Origin of the sequence: Motiliproteus sp. MSK22-1 (assembly GCF_001968815.1) — a bacterium.
Classification (GTDB): domain Bacteria; phylum Pseudomonadota; class Gammaproteobacteria; order Pseudomonadales; family Balneatricaceae; genus Motiliproteus.
This window is the reverse complement of sequence record NZ_MIEQ01000022.1, coordinates 210,710-235,478: the sequence shown is the minus strand read 5'-3', so window position 1 is coordinate 235,478 and position 24,769 is coordinate 210,710. Positions and strand designations below refer to the sequence as shown.

Below are 24,769 nucleotides of genomic sequence, written 5' to 3'. Positions count from 1 at the left end.
AGGCAACCACTGTTTTTGACCTTCAAACCCAGCTCCCAGGAGCTTAGGTTAGGGAACCACTGAACGTCAATTGACAGAGCAAGACAAAGACCGGCTGAAGTAGACCGCTAAGATCCATTTTACTGATTGAATATTATTAAGAAAGACGGATAATGCTTTATCAACGACAGTATGGAAACTCGGTGAAATTTGGCATCAAATGACGTATTCAGATTGGTTAACAAGGATTCCCCTGAAAGTATTGTTTTTATCTACGGTACTGAACTTCTTTTCGATATCGGCACAGGCTCAGAATATTCAAAATAATCTGAACAATATTGAGCTGGTGGAAGCGGCACAATTAGTTATCGACAACCAAACGAAAAAAAGTGAGATTACATCTTTAGTCCCTGCCAAGGATAAGCCCTCAAAGTTTTATTTTCCAAGTAAAGACGGCCGTATATTCGTTCTAAGTAAATCGGGGCAAAGCAATCTATTTTTAGACATGTCCACTTTATTTCCAGATCAGTTTATTTACGGCAATGGTCTGGGGTTATACGGGTTGAGCTTTCACCCCAATTTCACAAAAACAGGACAACTGGGTTTTCGAAAATTTTATACAGCCCACGCCGAACAAGCGAATACTGATGAGGCAATTGCTGATGATAGTATTCTTGGCGATAGTCTCGCCGCTCATCACTTTGATGTGATATATGAATGGTCTGTTGATCCCTATAACCAGGTTCTGACCGGGTCCGCCAGAGAAGTGCTTAGAATTGCCAGGTACAGTGCTCAACAAATCATCGTATCGATGGGCTACGATCCCAATCTAAAACCCTGGAATAGCGATTTTGGTAACCTCTATATTGGCTTGGGTGGAGCAAAAGAAGAATCCACTCCCGCTGATCCGTCGAACGCCAGGACAGCAGACTTATCCGGTACGGTACTACGTATCAATCCACTGCAGGAGGGAATGAACTCCTATAAACCTGCGGATAACAATCCCTATTCCAGCGGAGGGAAATACCCGCCAGAAGTATGGGCCTTTGGCTTCGAAAAACTTCAGGGATTCAGTTGGGACAGTTCCGGAAAAAGATCAATGTATGTGGTTGACTTGGCTGAAGGAGTGATGAAGCTTTATGAAGGGGCACCAGGTATCAACTATGGAGCAGATCAGCAAACACCAGAAAGCCCGCTTTATGGGACAGAGACTACTGATAATTTGAACCGTCGCTCCCCCAGAACCCCTTTAGCCATTTATAACCTGAAAACCGGAGATAATTCCTCTGTCGGGGCTGTGTATCGAGGAAAGCTGGTGCGATCGCTGGTGGGTTCTTATATTTTTGCCGATTTAAACTCTGAAACGTTGCTCTCAGTTCCTTCTTTTTATCTGACTCCACAAGAACACACAAAAGTACTGCCGGTAGAGGTGTCTAACTTTTATGAAGTAGCTGAGAAGAATTCCGGTAACGGTATATTGATGTCTACAGATAAGAAAGGCGATTTATATCTATTCAGTACAAAAAACCAGCGCTTATATACACTGGCCCCTACTCATAACGCACTTATAGACAACCGAGACATTAATGAAGAAAAAGAATCGGAAGAAGATAACACAAGCTATTTTTGGACATACTTTTTTCTAATATGTGCTTTATTAATACTCGCAGCAGTAATAGTACTAAAATTAAGAAAAATTCGTAATCTGGAGAAGCTAAATAACAAATATGTAAAAATAAGACTCTGTGCTGAAAAAAATACTCTGGCCCTCTTCAAAAAGGGTGAGAAAGAAAGCGACTACGAAATAAGCCTGTCTGATATCACCGCCTGCCAGCTACTGCTGAATGGAGAAACAGTTCTCATACTAAATGATCAACCAGGAAACGGCCTCAATCAACAAAAAGAAAAACAGCTAAGAAAAATACTGAACAGTGAGACGATTGGTAAAATGGGGAGTGATCGAACTCTTCATCTTGAGTTCGCTATAATCACAAGAGAAAACAATGAAGCAACTCATGTCAGCGTTTATTACCGTAAGGGGAATCGTCGCCTGACTCGACATTCCTATCAGAACAGTGCAGAAGAATCCCTGAATTTATGCTGGTTATTTTCACAACAAATAAACCCCCAGGCAACCGGTGAGCGAACTGTTGCCGAACCTGTTAATAGAGACCAACAGCCAGGCCCGGATCAGCCAGAGAGCAAACAAGCCATGGGTGAGCAACGCAATCCAGCTAAAAGTAGCGAAGAAGCAATCGAGCAGAGCTTCTCGACAATTCAGAATACGGGCCCGTTAAAGACTCCTTCAAACGCCGCTAATAAATCAGAAGCGGCATCCGCCACCAAGCTACCGGAAAACAACAATTCCCGATCGTCGACTGCCATAACAAGCCCTAAGGAATCAGCATCCATCGTATCCGAGCTTGAAAAGTTGGTAGAACTCAAACAACAGGAATTACTAACAGAGCAAGAATTCACCCAGGCCAAAAAAAGATTGCTTGGTAACTAAGGAACCTGACTTTTGAATGGTTATATTCTGTGTTCGAGTTTTTTTATACACTATAAAAAATCGACGAAGCCTAAATTCTTATAGTTATCAGCTTCAGGGATAACACCGATCACTTCATAACTTGACCCCAAAATACTTGCTTACCCGCGGAAGTCGGTTGAATAGAAGATCTGCTTCTGCCCTTTGCTCATGCTGAATAAAATTTTAATCCGGCTGTAACAACGATGCCGTCTGTTTATACAGCTCATCAACACCATACTGAAGCTCCAAGTGTTGCCTTTCCACTTTTTTCAGTCCTTTTACGACCAAGCAGTAAGAGCAATCAATCATTCTGAGTATTTCATTCGGAGGAATAGAGCTATCTAAAATAACCGTATTCCAATGCTTTTTATTCATGTGATAGCCAGGGATGACCGCTTGAAACATATCTCTGAGAGCAAATGCTTCCTGCGGATCACACTTAAGGTTCATTTGGGCAATGCCCTTCTCCACCCCAAGCGTAGCGAACATCTTACTTTTTACTTTATAAACAGCCACATCGGGCCCGAAAGGAAAGTCTTCAAAGGCTTCTGGCTTGCTTAGCAGGTAGGTTTTTGCGCCGTTATAATCCATGGCATCTCCGCAACACTTGACTATATATCAGGGCTCTTAATTATACGTCAGGGCAATAAACAATACCCCAATCAATAGCTAGAATAAATCGTTGCCGTCAGATCCCTGGAATGTCCATATGTTTTGTCAGACAGCTTGGAAAGGCCCGGTCATTCCACTGCGCTGCCTTTGGCGCACCGAGCCATTCCAGGACTCGCTGAGAACATAAGGGACTTATTCGTGTTCCCTAACCTGAGGAGCTGATGTCCGAGGGATCCACTGCCACCATTGATGCTGACCTTCATCTGCGGATTCCCTGGTCTGATGAATATCCCAGGTCACCAAAAAATCGGGATTAATACTACTGATCTCGTTATCAGACCCTCGATAAGTGCCAGCCGGTGCATTAAACCAAGGCGATAAATCTGCTGGAATGATAAATACAGGAGGTTCGTCAGCAAGCCCACTTTCAGCCACTCTGGATGAGTTTGGAGTTTTAAGCCGAACGGATATCCCAACCTCTGCATCCGCGCTCAGCACAGTGCCACAAAGCTGTGATTGTTTGAGCACCCGTCCGCTGCTATCGAAGTAGGTCAGACCGATTAGACAGGTTTTGTTGATCAGATCATTTAAAGTCATAACAGCGCTGCATTGGATTTATTGACCAAAAAGAATAGTGCCTTCTTTCAAAACAGAGGGGCAAACAATGACCTCTGCCCAGAGCGCGCCGCCAGCCTGACACCGCTCCCTGAGTATCCCCATAAACAATCATCTAGTGACCATCTGGAACAACCCCGACTTGTGGCATATCAGCCAATCCTATATCCCGGGCATGGGCCTCAAAGCCTTTGTTCTTCCAGAAAAATGCTCCCGGCATCGTGGTCGGAATGACAAGGACATAAAACAGGGCACGTCCGATGGTACTGCTGAGCAGTTGAGTCAACCCGATCAAACACCACGCCAGCAAAACAAGGACACTGTCAACACCAGTCAAGAGTAAACTACTCGCAACAATCAGGTTCAGGCCAAGCAGACAATTGCGCAAGTAATAAGTCTTACCGAAGGTGGTACACTGAATATAGTGTGATGCCGCTCCTTCATGACTCTCCCGATTCATTGCCCGGTTATGAAAAAACAGACCAATTGCTTCGACAGCCATTCCTGATACCAATATTGATCCTGCCACAACGACTACCGACAGGTACTCTTCTCCACTGAGTGCCAGGGTAATTGCGATAACCAGACCGCCAATAAAAGCCCCCAAAGACAACATATTACCGAAGAACGAAGCAGCCACCTGCCAATGATTCCAAAACGGACGCGCTTTAATACGGTAACAGCGATTCATGTAATAAAGACCTATCAGGCCGGCTGGAATCGCCAGATAACCAAAGAACGCAGCAGTAGCACCAAAGCTTCCCAGCCCCGCTCCGAATACTGTTGTAAACAGACGGTTATCCGGTAACGAAAAAACAATGTGCAAGCCCAAAGCCCCCATAAATACAGCGATTCCCAAACCTTCCCGACAGACAGGAGAATGTCGTAAGTTGTTAAAGCCCCGATAAAAGCGATGAGGCTTGCCAAGGTGCATCGTGGACATAAACAAACCAAACCCGACGAGACCAAAGCACAGCATCATCAAAGGAACGTACATAACACTGGCCTGAAACCTAAGCAGGCTGTCAATGCCCATTTCTGCTCCCAGGAAGGCTAAGCCATAAGCACCTATTGCCGTCTGAGCAGACAAGGTAAACAGGACCAATGGATTCTCCCGCGAACTGAGACGAGTAAGATTCCAGTGCTTAGCCTTACCTTTTTTCTGATCAAGCTTCTTATTTCGATCAACAACAGGCTGGTAATTACCCTCTTCATCCCGATGATATTTTACTGGCATGGAGTCGGTACGAGTCATCTCTTCCGGCATAGAACGGGTTTGCTGAAAACGAATGTTGGGGTGAGTGATTTCAGGACTTGGGAATCCAGGAATGGAGCATTTGGCTTGCTCACGATTTTCAGGAATATCTTCAATCACACCAAAATCCAGCGCGTTACCGACACAGGCAGATACGCAGGCGGGTTTAAGCCCCTCTTCAAGCCGGTCAACACACATATTGCACTTGGAAACCTGCCCTTTGATTGGATCTAACTGAGGGGCATTGTACGGACACACCCAGGTACAATAGCCACACCCGAAGCAGGTTTCCGGATCCTGTAATACTGCACCGTACTCCACATGCTTGGTATAGGCTCGGGTCGGGCAGCCTTTCAGGCATACCGGATCGTCACAATGATTGCAGGCCATGGAAATATTCATGCGCTTGTAGTCAGGATAACTTCCCCCTTCAACGTACCCCACGGAGCGGAACGCCAGATGAGCTGGATTCTCATTCTTCTCACTACAGGCCGCTTCGCAGGCATGGCAGCCGATACAGTTATCAGCGGTAAAGAAAAAGCCGTGCTGCTTGTTCCGGTTGGGATTTTCACCCACTGCCGGATTTTCGTTGATATACATCGAGCGACCTTCCGGTAGCTGATGATCGGTCAGGTCCAGTAGATCAATCTTCTGTCCATAGGTATTGGTTTCTTTCGCTTCCACATCGCGCAGAAAAGCATAGGGGCGCTCTTCAGTACGCACCTCCCAGAGACCAACACTCCCTTTGGCGCCCGATTTCTCTAGGGCTACACCCTTATAAGCAGTCCCAAGATCGTCGCCAGGAATACCTTCGTACTTATTGTGAATTTTTGTATCTAGTGTGCTCATGACAACACCCTCTTTCTAACAATCTGGCTAGCAGGCTTTGATTGGCTTCAGCAATAGCGTTCAAATAATCAGAATGCACGGCGCTCAGCATTCAGGCGGGCAGCTTCCAACTGATCGACAGGCTCAACCCGAACCGCACACTGTTTAAATGCGGGCTGACGGGAATAAGGGTCCAGTAATCCGAGCGTTAATCGATTGACACAGTCGTGAAAATGAAAGGGAATAAACACCATATCCCGAGGGACTCGTTGCGTTAACTGCACCATCACAACGGCATCACCCCGGCGGGAAGCCAGCCTAATGTAGCTTTGGTGCTCGATACCCAAAGCCTCGGCAGCATCTGGATTCATTTCCATATACGGAGTCGGGCTGAACTTATTACAGTTACCAATTTTTCCAGTGCGGGTTCGGGTATGAAAATGCTCCACCACCCTGCCGCTGTTCATCCAGAACGGATAGTGCTCATCAGGACGTTCGTTATTATCGACAAAGTCCACACAGATAAGATTGGCTTTACCGTCAGGCGTCTGAAATTGTCCATCAGTATAGAGGCGTGAATGTCCCTTCAGGCCCATTTGACCTTCCCGAAAAGGCCACTGAATACCCTTGGCTTCTTCAAGCTTGTCGTAAGTCATACCGGAAATATCAAGAATACGACCATCACCTTTGGACAGCTCTCGCATCTCATTAAAGGCTTCTTCGGCGGTTTCAGGAAAACTGATAACATGGCCGTTTTCAAACCGCTTTGCCAGCTGATTAAAGATCCAGAAATCCGATTTTGATTCAGCATACGGAGGTAATGCATTACGAGTCAGATTTACCCTACGTTCCGTATTGGTATGACAGCCCTCTTTTTCAGCCCATACCGAAGCGGGGAAATAGACATGGGCATACTGATTTGTCTCCACATCCTGATAGCTATCCTGTACCACCAGAAATTCAAGCTTTTCCAGGGTTTTACGAATACGAGAAGTATTTGGCATTGAAGTCATGGGGTTGGTTGCAACCAGCCACAATCCTTTGATCTGGCCGGTTTCGATAGCCGGGAAGATATCCGTTTCAGCCAGACCTCGCTTTTCGGGAAAAAATGCCTGATCAATCCCCCAATAATCGGCAACTTCCTGTCGGTGTTGTGGATTTTCTAACAGGCGATATCCAGGCAGACCGGAACATGATGACCATTCGCGCGTCCCCATCGCATTACATTGCCCGGTAATCGACAGACTAGTCCCTCCGGGCTTACCGATATTACCGGTGACCAGATTAAGATTATTGATATTGGAAACACCATCGGAGCCATGAGTACTCTGATTGATACCCATCGTCCAGATACTCATCGCAGCACCAGCATTGGCATAAAGACGAGCGACATGACGAATAGTGTCTTCGTCGATTCCACAAATATGCTGTGCCGTTATGGGATCATAATCGTTGATAAGCTCTTCCAGCTCCGCCAGACCATGGGTATGCGCTTCCAGATAGGTGCGATCTTCCAGTCCTTCCTTGAAAATCACGTGCATCATTGCATTGATCAGCACGCAATCAGTGCCAGGGGTGATGGGTAAATGAATATCCGCAAACTGGGCCAGCATCGTCACTCTGGGGTCCACTACAATCAGCGGAAAACTGCGCTTCTCACGGGCTTCTTTCAAACGCCAATAAATGATGGGATGCTGCTCTGGAAGATTGGATCCGAATGCCATCAGGCAGTCTGTGTGTTCAAAATCATCATAACAACCCGGAGGGCCATCAGAACCGAAAGAGCGCTTATAGCCTGAGACTGCAGAAGCCATACAGAGGGTCGTATTGCCATCGTAGTTATTGGTGCCGATGCAACCTCGAACCAACTTACCAAGAGTATAAAACTCTTCTGTCAGCAACTGGCCGGTAGAAACCACAGCAAAGGAGTCGCGGCCATATTGGTTCTGAATTTCTTTGATTTTATCGGCTGTATGATCCAGGGCTTTGTCCCAACTGGCCGGAACAAAGGCTTCATGAAAGCGTTCACGCATCAGTGGCTGAGTACCCCGACCGGAAGAGTTAAACAGCTCATGCTCCAGCAGCCCCTTGATACACAGCTTTCCTCGGTTAACATCAGCGCCGGCATGCCCACGACTGGTAATAACCTTTCCTTTATCATTCAGCCCTAATTCGATGGAACAACCGGTTGAGCAGTAATTGCAGGTCGAGTATTTCCACTCTGTCACCTGCTTTTGGGGAATTGAGATCGGTTTCCTTTTTTTGCGACCAAACAACATACATCTACCTGCTGGATAAAGCTAAATCGTTAATTACCCTGATTTAGCAAAAATCACACCAGATCGACTAATAGAGCACCAATAAAAATATTATCTGTTTTTATTCAACGAGTTAAAAGATAAACAAAAGAGAAAAAGGAAAGGAAATAATCTTATTATTAGAATAGTCTAATTGACTTTTCGCACTATTTACGAACAAAAGCGCCCTATTTGAGAGCGCTTGTTAGCTTCCTGTAAACATTACTGCAGTCTGGATAAAAAATTAAAGGCAGTCAATGACACCCACAAGTGTCAGCTTTTTTAACACCCTCGATAATACAGTCGTTTGTATAACATATAACTCATTGATTAAATTTATATTAAAAATCGTAGTACAGTTTATGCATGTGCTTTTAACAGATAAACATGAGCTTGATAGTGCTAAGTCAGCTAGCGGCTCACAGAAAGCTTAACCTCAACTTGAAAATCAATCTGGTGAGAGTTGAGTAAGTTATAAGAAGGTGCATGCAATGATAAATATCACCAACAGCACAACCTTCCCACTCCGTTCCATGCTTGTAAAAGCTCTTGTACCCGTAGCACTTGTTATCAGCCTTGATGCAAAAGCCATCATCGACGATGTGCCATACTTTGAGCTTTATCCGGGAGCGACGGGGGTTAACAGTAGTGAAACTTCGGTCAGCCTCTGTGGTATTTCCGGGTGCGACTCCAGTTTGGATATGACCATCAGTGTCTTTGCTGAAAAAGGAGCGGGGTCCGGTAATCGTGATACTTTTCTTCGCTTACAAAATGACAACGCCAATATCACTACAGAAACTGCCTACAATACGGACGGTGGATTTAATGGGGGTACGACAGTCGATCCAACCTTTCTACAGGATGATAGTTTTTATGTAAATGGCGCCAAAGATACGACGGCAGGCAATGGTGATGATTTTAACAACGCTGTATTGCTTAGCGATCTAATGATTGTCGACGGGAAGTATCAGATAGTCTTGGATATTAATGAACCCGGTGGAAATAAGTCCCTAATTCGTCTGGATGAATTTGAAGTCCATTTATCGACGAATGGTATTCTTGAGCAATACCGTCCTGATGAAGACAAAACAACGCCGACCGATGACTCAGGAATGAGCACCTTTGCCGACTCGTCTTGGGCTGGGCTAGTCTACGATATGGATTTTGATCGTTTTGGTGGTGACCGCGATAATGATGGTACAGCCGGTAACGGTGCTCCTAAGCAGGATGATGGATTTGGAGGGCTGATATTGGATAGTCGTGCCAGCTCTAACGGCAGTGGTGATGAAGACTACCTGTTTGAATTGCCAACCAGTTTATTCACCAATGCCATCGACTCTGGGGGCATGTATCTTCATTTGGTAACCACTTTTGGAGAAGCCAATACCGATGTTGATCCAAATACCGACGGTTTTGCCGAATCCGGGTTTGAGGAGTGGGCTGCCGTATTAGGTGAAAATACATCTGGTGGAGACATACCCGTTCCCATACCCGCTACCGCTATGTTGTTGGTACTTGGATTAGCAGGGCTTATCAGATACCAGACACACTGAAACAACATTTAAGAAAAACCGGCAGATCGCCGGTTTTTTTTATGCATCTTCAATTTTGTCTGGGAGTCACAGCAAACAACCAATCACCTAAGGAACCTAAACTACAATAATCATTAACGACTATCATTAATAACAACTGTCATCAATTACGGTTGCTTAAGAGATTCGGTAGCTCGGTGAAAAAACTAAAACTTTCGACTCAAAGCCTCTTAATACTAGTTGCTATATGTAGCATTAGCACACTATCTTTTTTCACTAACAGTACTTTAGCCTCCACCGGCAACAATTATGAAAATGCGGTGCTTCAATACAACCTGAAACGCTATGACGAAGCCAAGATCCACCTCAAGAACGCCCTCAAAGATAACCCTGAGCATCTGCCTTCAAGACTTCTGATAGCACAGATTTATTTTAAAACAGGGAACATTCGGGCTGCTGAAAAAGAAGCTCAATTAGCATTTACCTTGGGTGCCAGCCCCGAGAAAGTGCAGCCATTATTAGGAAATATTCTTCTATCTCAACGAAAATACTCAGAATTATTGACAACAATCCAGGCAGTCAATCCAAGGGATTCCCTGGCAAGTGTTATTTACAATTTACGAGGTAGAGCCTATCTGGAGTTAGGTCAGTTAGAAAACGCAATGGAGAGCTTTAACTTTGCGGCGCTTAATTCGCCTGCAGATATCGAAGCTATTCTCGGCATTAGCGCAACACTGGCGGCGGGGGGTAACCTGCAAGAAGCAAAAACAAAACTCGCTCAGGCCATTAGTTTAGCTCCGGACAATTATGCGGTTTGGTATGAAAGTGGGAATATCAATGAAGCAATGGGGAGTTTCACAGCGGCCCTGGATAACTTTAATCAGGCAATTACCCTCAATCCTAAATCACATAAAACTCAAATAGCCAGGGCTCGGGTAAATCTAAAGCTTGGCAATCTGGATGAAGCTTTATCAGGTATCGAAATAGCTTATGAAAATAAACCCTATGACCTTAATGCCGGGTTGATTCTAAGTCAGGTCCTGGCCCGTCGAGGAGATCAGGAAAGAGCTGTTTTTATTCTCAAATCAATGCATGAACAGGTAGGGCGCATTCCACCAAACGTACTGATGAACGAACCGCTATTGCTGCGGGCAGCGATTATTATCAAGTACATGTCAAAGGAACTTGAGCAGGCAAGTGTACTGGCCACACAGTATTTAACAATTCAACCAGACAGTCCTGAAATTGGAAAATTGCTGGTCACAATAAAACTAGCGATGGGCCAAACGGATAAAGCCATCGATATCCTCTACTCAATTATAAAAAGTAGTCCGAATGACGCAGAAGTCTACTATCTTCTGGGTGAAGCTTTACTCCGCAAAAAAAGATTTGTTCAAGCGTCGAACACCCTTGAACAGGCGGCGGCATTAATGCCGGACAACCCCCGCATCAACACTAGCCTCGGCCTCAGCAGGTTTGGGATGGGGTACGTCGACCAAGGATTTGAAAACTTAACCAAGGCTTATCAAGCGAACTCTCAAAAATCAATTGGGGCGGGAGTAATACTGACACAAGTTTTTTTGAGGAAAGGCGAGATTAAAAAGGCCCAGAACATCGCCAATGAACTGATTCACAAGCAGCCTGATAACCCAATCCTATACAATTTGCTGGGAGCTACCTATCTCAGCAGTCATCAGTATGGTGAAGCCAGACTTTCTTTTGAGAAGGCATCCCGTGTATACCCTGGATTTCAGGGCTCTGAATACAACCTTGCGTTACTTGACATCTATGAGAAAAAATATGAGGAAGCCGGGCAGCGATTAAAATTACTACTGAATAACCATCCAGAGTCAGTGCTTGTATTGACAGCCCTTGCAGAATTGAGCCTTGCGCAATCAAACAGAAAACAAGCACAAGAATGGTTGGAAAAAGCAGCACGACTGAAAAACGCCTCTCCTAAAGCTATATCAGAACTCATTAAGCTCTATCTATATTTTGGTCAGCATAAAGAAGCTTTGAATCAAGCCTTACACCTCAAAAGAAAGCATCCAGATTCAAATCTGGCACTTTTCTTTTTAGCCAAAGCACAAATCAGGAACAATCTGATAATAGATGCGAAAAACAACCTCAGTAAGGCAACTCGTCAACACGAATATCCTTCCGACATGTTAATGGAAATATCAAAACTACAGATTGAAATCGGTGATTATTCAGGAGCCCGTTTTACCCTCTACAATTTGTCAAAAACGGACCATTTACTAGAGGCACGCGTTGCACAGATCCGTCTCAATATACTTGAAGAAAACTACGACTCAGCATTAATTAAAGCACTTGAGTTAAAAGCGACTGAAAACGATACAGCCATCGCTGATTTGCTGTTAGGTGAAATATCCACCAGCAAAGAACATTTTCCGGAAGCTTACCTGTCCTACAAAGCAAGCTTTGATCAGGAACCATCCTCAGCAGCGGTTATTGGCATGGCTAATGCCAAGTACAACTTGGGCGATAAGGCCTCAGTGATAAACCTGCTTCAGCTCTGGCTGGATCAAAACCCTAATGACGCAAAGGCCAGGCGCTATCTCGCACGAACATTCTTGTCCATGAATCAGTTTGAAAATGCTCAAAGACATTATGAAACCCTGTTAGCACAAGGTCGTTCCGACGCTCTTGTTTACAGTCGGCTATCCAGGATCTACCAGTTGCAGAATGACCACAGAGCCCTGGAGACCGCCGCAAAGGCTCTGGAAATCGCGCCGAAATCATCTGTCGCTTTGGATTCATATGGGTGGATTCTGGTTACAAATGGTGAGCTTCAAAAAGGGCTGGAATATCTCAGAGAAGCCTCATCAAGAAGCAGTGATCCAATGATCAAGTATCATCTTGCATCAACCCTGATAGAACTGGGAAGACAGCAGGAAGCCATCCACGAACTCAAGCAGATATTGCATACCAATAACAAAAAGCCATGGATGTCGAAAGTAGAAACGCTTTTGCGGGAATTAACTCAAGCAAAAACTCAATGAGTTCACTGAGTACAGCCAGTATTCAGCATAAATAACCGACGATAAACAGCCACTACTTCAGCTTGTTCTCCACAGCCCAGACAGCCGCTTCCACCCGAGAACGAAGATTCATCTTCTTTAACAGGTTTTTGACATGAACCTTGACGGTGCCCTCAGCTATATCAAATTTTCGGCCAATCTGTTTATTACTCTGACCCGCCGCAATTTGTTTGAGGATTTCTTTTTCCCGTTTGGTTAAGTTACTGATTTCGGGCTCTTTCGGGACCTTTGGATCATGGCGTAGTTCAGATGCAAGAATATGCATCAGCTCCGGGCTCAATACCATCTGTCCTGAGATGGCGCTTCTCAGGCGCTCCAGTAATTCTTCCGGCTCCATGTCTTTTAGTAGATAACCGTCAGCGCCACTACGCAGGGCATTGATTACATCTTCATTTTCGTCTGAAACGGTAAACATGATGATTTTTGCGCCGACATCATTTTCCCGCAGCAGCTTTAAACTTTCGATGCCATCCATTCCTTTCATATTCAGATCCATCAAGACAACGTCTGGATCCTGTTCAAGCACAACCTTAAGTGCATCTTCGCCGTTACTCGCTTCTCCTACAACACTAAAACTCTGCTCCAGGGCCAGTAGCTGAATAATTCCTTGTCGCATTAGAGGATGATCATCAACAACAACTATTTTACTCTGTTCGGTCAATTGTTATTCCTCAAATATTTGAAAACTTCAATTGGAGCAGTTAACTATTCCAGTTTCATTGATCTTCATTTTATCCAGTCGCTTTAGCCACTGAGCGTCTTTAATTCTGCAAAGGCCTGAGGCGCAAATTCAAGTTCAACACAGGTTCCGGTCGGTTCGATCCGTGAAACAGTCACACGCCCTTTCAGACTTTCTGCTCGGTCCTGCATTATTGCCAAACCATAATGGGCTGTTTTGCCTGGATTGTCCTTGATACCAATGCCATTGTCGCGTACCTGGACCAGAATTTTATCCTGATTGTTATCAAATAAAGAAATAGTAACCTGGTCCGCTTGCGAGTGGTGGAAAGCATTGGAAAGAGCCTCCCGTACAATCTGAATGACATTGACTTCTTCATTTGGGCTTAGTGCTTGCTGGGAAAGTGAATAATCCAGGGTCGCAGTAAAAACCCCTTTACGATTAAATTCTTCCACGGTACTACGTAAGGTTGGTTCCAGGCCAGAGCCATCAGTGGTTAACCTGAAGGTGGTCAGCAGCTCACGGAGCTGACGGTAGGCTGAATTCAACCCGTTACTCAGCTCGTCCAACACGGCTTCGGTTTTTTCGGCAGGCGCATCGTTACGCCAGAGGTTTTTGAACAGAGTAACTTGAATTTTCAGATAAGACAGTGCCTGGGCCAAAGAGTCATGAAGTTCCCGGGCAATCACCGTGCGCTCTTCCATCAGCACGATACGGCGCTGCTGTTCAGTATGGGTGCTGAGACGCAAACGTGTGGCAAAGGATTCAGCAACTGTTTCCATCAGCCGCCTCTCCCAGGCTTCAATCCCATTGGCAGTGCTGGCCTGCAAAGTACCATAGCGCTTTTCATTGTCACGGATCGGAAAATAATGAAATTCTCTGGAGCCACTGCCATCCGGTTTTTCCTCACAGGTATCGCAGGTATCACAACGCAGCAGTGAATCGCAGCTACTGGATATTCCTGATTGCTCAGAGGTCGTAATTAGCAACGCATTCTTAATGCTGGGTTTTTCAATGCATAACTGAATATCCCGCAAAGATGTAGCCGTTTCCAGTTGAGCCAGAATTTTGGTGAATTGGCTCTCTGGGTGCTGTTCATAGCTCAGCCGTTGAGTAATATCGTAAACCAGCGCCAAGGCATTATTGGCCTGGGTCAGTTTCCTGGTTTTAGTCACGACCCGTTGTTCTAAATCATCATAGAGCCGACTTAACTCATCGGTCATCAGATTAAAGGATTCACCCAACAGGCCCAGCTCATCGTCTCCCTTATAGGTAACACGAGCCGACATATCTCCCTTTCGAATTTTCTCAGCCGCCAGCACCAGATCATTCAATGGCGCAACAATGGTTAACCGTAAGCCATACATGGCGATAACCATAACGATGACGACGCCGAACATGCTGATTCCGCCAACAGCACGAAGCAACGTTATTTTATCCTCGGCTTTGTTCTGAATGAGCAGTACGACCTGGTCGACATCATTTACAAAATCATCAACCAGAGCCAGAAATGCCTGCCGATTCTCATCAATCTGTACGCTGGCGGGGTCAAGCAACGGACGCATTTTGTTATTCCACAAAGACGTCACATTCTGATATGCAGGAGTCAGCTCATTATGATCACCGGCAATACGAATATACTGAGTAAGCACAGGACTGTTTAAGCGAGCCTCGAAAGAAGCCGTTTCTGCTTCCAGCTTATTGAGGTCAACATTGGGTGCAGCCAATACCGTAGCAATACGATACGCCTGCATGCGCAAAGATCCGGAGATATTAATCGTGGCGGCATCACCGTCCGTACTCTCAGTGACGATCACCGATGCCAACCAGCTGAAAAACACTAACATCCCGACACCGAACAGAATGAGCGCAGCCCGAAACACGATGGAATGGTGTTTAGTGGAGCCTAATTCTTCATTCTGCACACGAATACCTCCAAATATTTCCGAATACTTTCAGAATCTGTCAAAACATCAAAAAGATATACTTTTATCTTATTTATCAAGAAATTAAACAGCATCAAGACACTACCACCATAGAGGTAGATGGAGCCCGATTGCCAAAAGCCGAATGATCTAGATCAAGTTTCCATATCACTGATATGGGTACCTTACACATCCATAACCATACCGAGCATTTTATCACGGAGTTGTTAAATGGCATCATTTCGAAGAAAGCAGCTGTCGGTGTTGACCATGAACACCTACGCCTTCACTGCTTGCTTTGCAGTCTGGGTGATGTTTTCGATTATCGGAATCCCAATCAAAGAGCTGCTAACACTGACCGAAACACAGTTTGGTCTGCTGGTCGCAACCCCTATTTTGACTGGTGCCATCTTTAGACTTCCTGCGGGGATGCTGACCGACAAATTCGGTGGCAGAGTGGTATTTATGTTACTGCTGTGCACCATGCTGGTGCCCCTGTGGTTGATTGGAGAAGCCACCCAATACTGGCAGTTTCTGATTCTGGGCCTTTTTGTCGGCATTGCAGGTGCATCCTTTTCCGTCGGTATCAGCTACACCGCCAAGTGGTTTGACAAAGATACCCAGGGACTGGCAATGGGTATCTTCGGTGCCGGAAACGCCGGAGCGGCTGTGACAAAGTTTATTGCCCCTTCCATCGTCGTCGCTTACGGTTGGACTGCCGTTCCGAAGGTCTATGCGGTATTCATGGCAGTCACTGTGGTGCTGTACTGGATGTTCACTTACTCCGACCCGGACCACAAAGTTTCTTCCAACGTAACCTTCAAAGAGCAACTTTCAGTCCTTAAAGATCGCAACGTCTGGCGCTACTGCCAATATTACTCCATCGTATTCGGTGGTTTCGTAGCCCTTTCTCTATGGATGACCAAGTATTACATCAACGAATATGGTTTTGAAATCCAGCAGGCTGCGCTACTCGCCAGCATCTTCGTTCTACCATCGGGTATCATCCGCGCTTTGGGTGGTTGGTTTTCCGATAAGTACGGCGCTTACAAAGTCACCTGGTGGGTGATGTGGATTTGCTGGGTCTGTTTGTTCCTGCTTTCTTATCCGCAAACAGCCTTCACTGTTCAGACCGCCGATGGTGGCAGCGCCACTTTTGAGTTTGGTCTGAATGTCTGGGTATTCACAGCTCTACTGTTCATCGTTGGTATCGCCTGGGGCTTCGGTAAGGCTTCGGTATTCAAATTCCTCTCTGAAGAATATCCGGAAAATCTCGGCGTCGTCTCCGGTGTGGTTGGTCTGGCCGGTGGTCTCGGAGGCTTCCTGCTACCGATCATGTTTGGCTTCTTCATCGACATGTTCAACATCAATTCCGCGATTTTCATGATTCTTTACGGTGCAACCTGCGTTTCATTGGTATGGATGCACTGGTCATTCGCCAAAGAAAAAGGCGCTGAGGAAAACAACTTTAAGGAGAACATGGCCGCTGAGCTGGAATAAGCGTGGCAGCTGAATTTGTAGTTAGTGTTTATGGTTTACGTTTTTTGGTTTGAAGTACTTTTTGCTCATTTGGAGGCAATTCAATGTCAGATATAAAAAACTGGGACGTCGAAGATCCCAAGTTTTGGGAGAGCGAAGGAAAGAAGGTTGCTAATCGCAATCTCTGGATCTCCATCCCAAGCTTGCTTTGTGGCTTCGCCGTATGGCTGTACTGGGGCATCATCACCATTCAGATGCTGAACCTCGGATTCCCATTTGCCAAGTCAGAACTCTTCACTCTAATGGCTGTGGCCGGGCTTACCGGTGCAACCCTGCGAATACCGAGTAGTTTCTTCATTCGTCTGGCCGGTGGTCGCAACACCATCGTCTTCACCACAGCCTTGCTGATGCTTCCAGCAATCGGTGCCGGTATCGCTTTGCAGGACAAGAATACTCCTCTCTGGGTGTTTCAGATCCTGGCCCTGCTTTCTGGTTTCGGTGGTGGTAACTTCGCATCTTCCATGTCCAACATCAGCTTCTTCTTTCCTAAGAAGCAGCAGGGTTTGGCTCTGGGTTTGAATGCGGGCTTAGGTAACTTCGGTGTTACTACCATGCAGATCCTGGTACCTCTGGTTATGACCTTTGGTATCTTCGGTGGTGAGCCGATGGAGCTGGTCAACACTTCCGGTACCCTGATCGGTAAGATTCCTGCCGGGTCTGACGCCTGGATTCATAATGCCGGTTACGTATGGCTGGTGTTCCTGATTCCACTGGCCCTGATCGGCTGGTTCGGTATGAACAACATCAAGGCTGACCATGTCACTCCTGATTTGCCGTCTCCAATCGCTTCCTTCTCAATGATCAGCGGCATGCTGGGCATAGGCTTCATTGCTGCGCTGTTCGGCTTATGGCTGCTGCTTCCTGAGAAAGTCGGTGGTTCCGGCTTTGGTGTCAGTAAGTGGATCGTACTACCGATCGTTATTGCCCTGACTGTATTTATGCTGAAATTGCTGCCTGGCCAGATCAAGCAGAATCTTAACCGTCAGTACAAAATTTTCAATAACCAGCACACCTGGGCCATGAGTGTTATCTACACCATGACCTTTGGATCGTTCATTGGTTTTGCTGCTGCTTTCGGTCTTTCCATCAAAGTAATCTTCGGCTACCAGCACGTACTGGTTGACGGTGTAATGAACCATGATCTGGCCAATCCTAACGGTCCAAGTGCCTTAATGTACGCCTGGATGGGCCCCTTCATCGGTGCTCTTATCCGCCCTGTGGGCGGTTGGATTGCGGACAAGGTTGGTGGTGCCAAGGTTACTCAGCTATGTGCCATCGTTATGATCGCAAGCGCAGTAGGCGTTGCTTACTACATGAAGCAAGCATATGCCTCAGCGACTCCTGAAGAGTTCTTTGTACCCTTCCTGATTCTGTTCCTTGTGTTGTTTGCAGCAACAGGTATCGGTAACGGTTCCACTTTCCGCACCATCTCAATGGTATTCGACAAAGAGCAGGCTGGCCCGGTACTGGGTTGGACTTCAGCAGTTGCCGCTTACGGTGCTTTCATTATTCCTAAGGTTCTTGGTGAGCAGATCAAGCTGACCACTCCAGAGAATGCACTTTACGGCTTCGCTGTTTTCTATGCCCTGTGTATTGCTATCAACTGGTGGTACTACCTGCGTCCAGGTGCTGAATTCAAGAATCCTTAATTTGTAACTCTTAACCCCTCCGCTTAACTGGAGGGGTTAATTACGACGCGCTTGTTACATGATTTGAGGAAGATCCACAAATCAGCCACCTGAGAGAGCGCTTTCAGGTGGCATTTTGGTCAACGGTTTACCGCCGTAATCATGGAAGATAACTAATAATAATCATGCGCTGAGGGGCCGAGTCCCTAAAAAACTCAATCCATTTGGAGTTAAAGGCAATGAGTCATTTTTTAGATCGCTTACAGTTCTTTAAGAAAAAACAGGGCGAGTTCGCAGATGGTCACGGTGAAGTGACCAACGAAAACCGCGCCTGGGAAGATAGTTACAGATCCCGCTGGCAGCACGACAAAATCGTACGCTCCACTCACGGTGCAAACTGTACTGGTTCCTGTAGCTGGAAAATTTATGTTAAAAACGGCCTGATCACCTGGGAAACCCAGCAGACCGACTACCCTCGTACTCGCCCTGATCTGCCAAACCACGAACCTCGTGGTTGTCAGCGTGGTGCCAGTTATTCCTGGTACACTTACAGTGCCAACCGTCTTAAGTACCCTAAGGTGCGTAAGCCATTATTAAAGCTATGGCGCGATGCCCGTCGCAGCATGTCTCCAGTAGATGCCTGGTCATCAATTGTTGAAGATCAGGCCAAAGCCGACTCCTATAAGACCAAGCGTGGCATGGGTGGCTTTATTCGTTCTTCCTGGAACGAAGTTAACGAAATGATCGCCGCCGCCAACGTATACACGGCGAAGAAATACGGTCCTGACCGTATCATCGGCTTCTCGCCAATTCCTGCGATGTCCATGGTTTCCTATGCAGCAGGTTCTCGCTACCTTTCCTTGATTGGTGGTGTCTGCATGAGTTTCTACGACTGGTACTGTGACCTGCCTCCATCTTCTCCAATGACCTGGGGTGAGCAGACTGACGTACCAGAATCTGCAGACTGGTATAACTCCAACTACATTATTGCTTGGGGTTCCAATGTTCCTCAGACTCGTACTCCGGATGCTCACTTCTTCACTGAGGTACGCTACAAGGGAACCAAGACTGTTTCCATCACCCCGGATTACGCCGAAGTATCCAAGCTGACCGACATGTGGCTAAACCCCAAGCAAGGCACTGATGCTGCCCTGGCGATGGCGTTCGGTCACGTTATCCTGAAAGAATTCCACCTCGACAAGCCTAGCGAATACTTCACTGAGTACGCTCGTCAAACTTCCGACATGCCAATGCTGGTTATGCTGGAAGAGCATAAAGACGGTGTCCTGAAGTCCACTCGCTTCCTTCGTGCAGCAGACCTTGACGGTAATCTGGGTCAGGACAACAACCCGGACTGGAAAACTATCGCTTTTGATGAAAAGAGCGGTGAAATGGTTGCACCAAACGGATCTGTCGGTTTCCGTTGGGGTGAAGACGGTAAGTGGAATCTGGAACAGCGCGAAGGTCTTAAGGGCGCCGAAACGAAACTGCAACTATCCCTTATTGACGGTGAAAAGAACGCAGTACCTGTTGGCTTCCCTTACTTTGGTGGCCAGGAACATGCTTACTTCACGGCTAACAACCAGGATGATATCCAGGTCCGTAACGTTCCAGCCCGCACCATTAAGCTGGCTGACGGCTCTGAAGCCAAGGTCGCTACCGTGTACGACCTGATGATGGCCAACTACGGCCTTGATCGTGGTCTGGGTGGCGGCAACGTGGCAACCAGCTACGACGACGATATCGCTTACACTCCGGCATGGCAGGAAAAGATCACCGGTGTCAGCCGTGACAAGGTGATTCAGGTAGCCCGCGAATTCGCAGACACCGCCGACAAGACCCGGGGTCGCTCGATGATCATCGTTGGTGCCGCCATGAACCACTGGTACCACATGGACATGAACTACCGTGGCCTGATCAACATGCTGATGATGTGTGGTTGTATCGGTCAGTCCGGTGGTGGCTGGGCTCACTACGTAGGTCAGGAAAAGCTGCGTCCGCAGACGGGTTGGCAGCCACTGGCATTCGGTCTGGACTGGAGCCGTCCACCTCGTCACATGAACTCCACCTCCTTCTTCTACGCGCACACCAGTCAGTGGCGCCACGAGAAGTTGAATGCCAAGGAAGTTCTTTCTCCACTTGCTGACGAAAGTACTTTCCCTGAGCATATGATTGACTGGAACGTTCGCGCAGAGCGTATGGGCTGGTTGCCATCTGCTCCGCAGATCAACAAGAACCCACTGGAAGTCACCAAAGCTGCTGAAGAAGCAGGCATGGATCCAAAGGATTATCTGGTACAAGAGCTGAAGAGTGGCGGTATCAAGTTTGCCTGTGAGAATCCAGACAGCCCAGAGAACTTCCCGCGCAATATGTTCATCTGGCGTTCCAACATCCTCGGTTCTTCCGGTAAAGGTCACGAGTACTTCCTCAAGTACTTCCTGGGCACCAAGAACGGCGTGATGAATGATGACAATGGTGTCGACGGCGTACGTCCGACAGAAGTCGAGTGGGTTGAAAATGCACCGACCGGTAAACTGGATCTGGTAGTCACTCTGGACTTCCGCATGTCCTCTACCTGTGTGTTCTCTGATATCGTACTGCCAACAGCAACCTGGTACGAAAAAGACGATCTCAACACCTCTGATATGCACCCCTTCATTCACCCGCTGACCGAAGCTGTTGACCCTGCTTGGGAAGCGCGCAGTGACTGGGAAATCTACAAGGGCATCGCCAAAGCGTTCTCAGAAGTTTCCGAAGGTGTTCTCGGCGTAGAGAAAGATATCGTTACTGTTCCATTGCTGCACGATACCGCAGGCGAGCTGGGTCAGGCTTACGGCGCCAAAGACTGGAAGAAAGGCGAATGTGACCTGATTCCAGGAAAAACAGCTCCTAGCATGGTTGTCGTTGAGCGTGATTACCCTAATACCTACAAGAAGTTCACCTCCGTAGGTCCTCTACTGGAGAAACTGGGTAACGGCGGTAAGGGCATCAGCTGGAACGCCGAAGAAGACGTTAAGCTGCTGGGTGACCTTAACCATCGCGTGACTGACGAAGGCATCAGTGAAGGACGTCCAAACCTGGAGTCCGCAATAGACGCCGCAGAAATGATTTTGACTCTGGCCCCTGAAACCAACGGTAACGTTGCAGTCAAGGCCTGGGACGCACTGGGTAAATTCACTGGTCGCGACCACACTCACCTGGCTAAGCCAAAGCAGGAAGAGAAGATTCGATTCCGTGATGTAGTGGCTCAGCCTCGTAAGATTATTTCATCTCCTACCTGGTCCGGACTGGAAGACGAACATGTGAGCTATAACGCGGGTTACACCAACGTTCACGAATTGATTCCATGGAGAACCATTACCGGTCGTCAACAGTATTACCAGGATCATGAGTGGATGCAGGCCTTCGGTGAGCAACTATGTAGCTACCGTCCACCGATCGACACCAAGACTGTTAGTCCGATCATGAACAAAAAGTCCAACGGCAATCCTGAGATCGCCCTGAACTGGATCACACCTCACCAAAAATGGGGTATCCACAGTGTGTACACCGACAACCTGTTGATGCAGACCCTGTCTCGTGGTGGACCAATCATCTGGATGTCTGAAGTAGACGCACAAAAAGTTGGCATCGAAGACAACGACTGGGTTGAAGTCTTTAACGTCAACGGCGCAATTACCTGCCGTGTTGTTGTCAGTCAGCGCGTTAACGAAGGTATGACCCTGATGTATCACGCACAGGAACGTATCACCAACATTCCAGGTTCTGAAACAACCGGAACCCGTGGTGGTATGCACAACTCCGTGACCCGTGTTGTGACTAAGCCGACCCATATGATCGGTGGTTACGCACAGCAGTCTTATGGTTTCAACTACTACGGCACCGTAGGTTGTAACCGTGATGAATTTGTTGTCGTTCGTAAGATGAGCAAGATTGACTGGCTCGACGGCGAAGACGATCAAATTCCACAGCCACTGCCTACAGAAGTTTAAGGAGCCAGCATTATGAAAATTCGTTCACAAGTCGGCATGGTGCTGAACCTTGATAAGTGTATCGGTTGCCATACCTGTTCCGTAACCTGTAAAAATGTCTGGACCTCCCGGGAAGGCATGGAGTACGCGTGGTTCAACAACGTTGAAACCAAGCCAGGTATCGGTTATCCGAAAGAATGGGAAAACCAGGACGTCTGGAATGGCGGCTGGCAGCGCAAGGCAGACGGTAACATTGAACTGAAGATCGGTGGCAAGTTCCGTATTTTGTCCAACATCTTTGCGAACCCTGATCTGCCTCAGATCGACGACTACTATGAGCCGTTCGACTTTGATTACCAGCACCTGCACACCGCGCCGCTGGGAGATCACATGCCTACTGCACGCCCTCGCTCGCTGATCAGCGGCAAGCGCATGCAGAAGATCGAATGGGGTCCAAACTGGGAAGAAATTCTTGGTACTGAATTCGCCAAGCGTAGCAAGGACAAGAACTTCGACAACATCCAGAAAGAAATGTATGGCGAGTTCGAGAACACCTTCATGATGTACTTGCCACGTTTGTGCGAGCACTGTCTGAACCCAGCCTGTGTTGCATCCTGCCCATCAGGTGCAATCTACAAGCGTGAAGAAGACGGTATCGTTCTGATCGACCAGGACAAGTGCCGCGGCTGGCGTATGTGTGTTTCCGCCTGCCCGTACAAGAAGATCTACTATAACTGGAAGTCCGGTAAGTCTGAGAAATGTATCTTCTGCTACCCACGTATCGAAGCGGGTATGCCGACTGTATGTTCCGAGACCTGTGTTGGTCGTATCCGTTACCTGGGCGTATTGCTCTATGATGCGGACCGTATTAAAGAAGTAGCCAGCACACCTTCTGAGACTGATCTTTACGAGAAGCAACTGGAAGTATTCCTTGATCCGTTTGATCCACAGGTTATCGAGCAAGCTCGCAAAGATGGCGTTCCAGACTCTGTCCTCTCTGCAGCTCAGAAATCTCCAGTTTACAAAATGGCGATGGACTGGAAAGTGGCTCTGCCTCTGCACCCTGAATATCGCACACTGCCAATGGTTTGGTACATCCCACCCTTGAGCCCGATTCAGTCCGCTGCAGAAGCTGGCCACGTAGGCATGAACGGCGTTATCCCTGATGTTGATTCGCTGCGTATTCCGGTCAAGTATCTGGCCAACCTGCTGACCGCCGGTGATGAGAAACCTGTAACCCTGGCTCTGAAGCGGATGCTGGCAATGCGTGCCTTCAAACGTTCAGAAGAGGTCGATAACGTTGAAGACCTTGAAGTGCTGAAGGACGTTGGTCTGACTAAGAAGCAGGTCCGTGAAATGTACCGCTACATGGCGATCGCTAACTACGAGGACCGTTATGTGGTACCGACCGCCCACCGCGAAGACGCAATGCATGAAGCGTTCGACGAGCGTGGCGGCTGTGGATTCAGCTTTGGTAATGGTTGTTCAACAGGTACAAGTGATCTCAACCTGTTTGGCGGCAAGAAAACAAACAGAAGGGATATCATCGACACCGTTCAAATTTGGGATTAGTCATGAATATTCTTAAAGTTATATCAGTGCTAATGAACTACCCCACAGAAGAGCTCCAGCAATTTGCAGGAGAACTCACTGAAGAAGTCCGCTCCGCTCGGGAAATTCCTCCCGAGCTGCGCGAGCAGATGGTCGGGCTGGTAGATTCCGTCTGCCGCCGTGACCTGATGGAAGTTCAGGAAGAATACGGTGTTCTGTTTGATCGAGGCCGTTCGGTGTCTCTGCTGATGTTTGAACACGTTCACGGCGAAAGCCGTGATCGTGGACAGGCGATGGTAGACCTGATGTCCAACTACGAGCGCAATGGCTACGACATTGCCGTTCGTGAGCTGCCTGATTACATCCCTTTGTATCTGGAATTCCTGGCTCAACGGCCAGAAATTGAAGCCCGCCAGGGTTTGGCAGATGTAGGTCACATCTTTGGTGTGATCAGCGCTCGCCTGCAGGAACGCCAGAGTCTTTATTCTGTGCTGTTTGACGCACTTCTTATTATCGGTGGCACCCAGGTGGACATCGAAAAGCTGAAGGCGGAAGCCGCAGCTGAAGAGCGCGACGACACCATGGAAGCAATGGACAAGGTTTGGGAAGAAGAGCAGGTCACCTTTATGGCGAATCAATCGCCCGAGGCAGGTTGCCGTCCACAGACGCATCGACCACCAACAAAAAATGATGAAGCAGTTCCAATCACTTGGATGCCTTCTGAATTAACAAGCTCTCAGAACCACTAATAAAGAGTGCGGAGATA

Annotated in this window: 14 protein-coding genes; 8 read left to right on the top strand and 6 right to left on the bottom strand. The window is 47.3% G+C overall.

Annotated elements, in window-relative coordinates:
- Nucleotides 1–199: 199 nt before the first annotated feature.
- Nucleotides 200–2,488, top strand: coding sequence for a PQQ-dependent sugar dehydrogenase (locus tag BGP75_RS04270; protein WP_076715529.1), 2,289 nt, complete (start codon nucleotides 200–202; stop codon nucleotides 2,486–2,488).
- Between the two features lie 204 nt (nucleotides 2,489–2,692).
- Here the strand turns inward: BGP75_RS04270 and BGP75_RS04265 are convergent, their stop codons facing one another.
- From BGP75_RS04265 to BGP75_RS04250, 4 genes are all read right to left on the bottom strand, one after another.
- Nucleotides 2,693–3,100, bottom strand: a complete 408-nt coding sequence (locus tag BGP75_RS04265; RefSeq protein WP_076715526.1) for an MmcQ/YjbR family DNA-binding protein — start codon at nucleotides 3,098–3,100, stop codon at nucleotides 2,693–2,695.
- Between the two features lie 213 nt (nucleotides 3,101–3,313).
- The gene (locus tag BGP75_RS04260) at nucleotides 3,314–3,718 is read right to left on the bottom strand and encodes a hypothetical protein (RefSeq protein ID WP_076715523.1); all 405 of its coding nucleotides are present in this window, start codon (nucleotides 3,716–3,718) and stop codon (nucleotides 3,314–3,316) included.
- Between the two features lie 133 nt (nucleotides 3,719–3,851).
- Nucleotides 3,852–5,840: a DmsC/YnfH family molybdoenzyme membrane anchor subunit gene (locus tag BGP75_RS04255; protein WP_083704612.1), complete on the bottom strand. Its 1,989-nt coding sequence runs from the start codon at nucleotides 5,838–5,840 to the stop codon at nucleotides 3,852–3,854.
- A 68-nt stretch (nucleotides 5,841–5,908) separates the two neighbouring features.
- Complete coding sequence (locus BGP75_RS04250; RefSeq protein ID WP_076715520.1) at nucleotides 5,909–8,098, bottom strand: molybdopterin oxidoreductase family protein; 2,190 nt, start codon at nucleotides 8,096–8,098, stop codon at nucleotides 5,909–5,911.
- A 509-nt stretch (nucleotides 8,099–8,607) separates the two neighbouring features.
- Between BGP75_RS04250 and BGP75_RS04245 the strand changes: the two genes are divergently transcribed.
- Both BGP75_RS04245 and prsT read left to right on the top strand, forming a co-directional pair.
- Nucleotides 8,608–9,669 (top strand): hypothetical protein, encoded by a 1,062-nt coding sequence (locus BGP75_RS04245; protein ID WP_076715517.1) that lies wholly within the window; start codon nucleotides 8,608–8,610, stop codon nucleotides 9,667–9,669.
- Between the two features lie 176 nt (nucleotides 9,670–9,845).
- Complete coding sequence (gene prsT / locus BGP75_RS04240) at nucleotides 9,846–12,671, top strand: XrtA/PEP-CTERM system TPR-repeat protein PrsT (protein WP_076715514.1); 2,826 nt, start codon at nucleotides 9,846–9,848, stop codon at nucleotides 12,669–12,671.
- Nucleotides 12,672–12,723: 52 nt separating this feature from the next.
- Here the strand turns inward: prsT and narL are convergent, their stop codons facing one another.
- Nucleotides 12,724–13,371, bottom strand: a complete 648-nt coding sequence (gene narL, locus BGP75_RS04235; RefSeq protein WP_076715511.1) for a two-component system response regulator NarL — start codon at nucleotides 13,369–13,371, stop codon at nucleotides 12,724–12,726.
- 83 nt (nucleotides 13,372–13,454) lie between these two features.
- The gene (locus BGP75_RS04230) at nucleotides 13,455–15,314 is read right to left on the bottom strand and encodes a histidine kinase (RefSeq protein WP_076715509.1); all 1,860 of its coding nucleotides are present in this window, start codon (nucleotides 15,312–15,314) and stop codon (nucleotides 13,455–13,457) included.
- Between the two features lie 231 nt (nucleotides 15,315–15,545).
- Between BGP75_RS04230 and BGP75_RS04225 the strand changes: the two genes are divergently transcribed.
- The 5 genes from BGP75_RS04225 (at nucleotide 15,546) to narJ (ending at nucleotide 24,752) form a co-directional block, all read left to right on the top strand.
- Nucleotides 15,546–16,814, top strand: coding sequence for a nitrate/nitrite transporter (locus tag BGP75_RS04225; protein ID WP_076715506.1), 1,269 nt, complete (start codon nucleotides 15,546–15,548; stop codon nucleotides 16,812–16,814).
- An 83-nt stretch (nucleotides 16,815–16,897) separates the two neighbouring features.
- On the top strand, nucleotides 16,898–18,502 hold the full coding sequence (locus BGP75_RS04220; RefSeq protein WP_076715503.1) for an MFS transporter: 1,605 nt from the start codon (nucleotides 16,898–16,900) through the stop codon (nucleotides 18,500–18,502).
- Between the two features lie 218 nt (nucleotides 18,503–18,720).
- Entirely contained in the window at nucleotides 18,721–22,473 is a 3,753-nt protein-coding gene (locus tag BGP75_RS04215) for a nitrate reductase subunit alpha (RefSeq protein ID WP_076715500.1), read from the top strand.
- A gap of 12 nt (nucleotides 22,474–22,485) precedes the next feature.
- Nucleotides 22,486–24,024: a nitrate reductase subunit beta gene (gene narH, locus BGP75_RS04210; RefSeq protein ID WP_076715497.1), complete on the top strand. Its 1,539-nt coding sequence runs from the start codon at nucleotides 22,486–22,488 to the stop codon at nucleotides 24,022–24,024.
- A gap of 2 nt (nucleotides 24,025–24,026) precedes the next feature.
- Nucleotides 24,027–24,752 carry a nitrate reductase molybdenum cofactor assembly chaperone gene (gene narJ, locus BGP75_RS04205; protein ID WP_076715494.1) on the top strand — a complete coding sequence of 242 codons (726 nt, stop codon included), beginning with the start codon at nucleotides 24,027–24,029 and terminating at the stop codon, nucleotides 24,750–24,752.
- The last annotated feature ends 17 nt before the right edge of the window (nucleotides 24,753–24,769 follow it).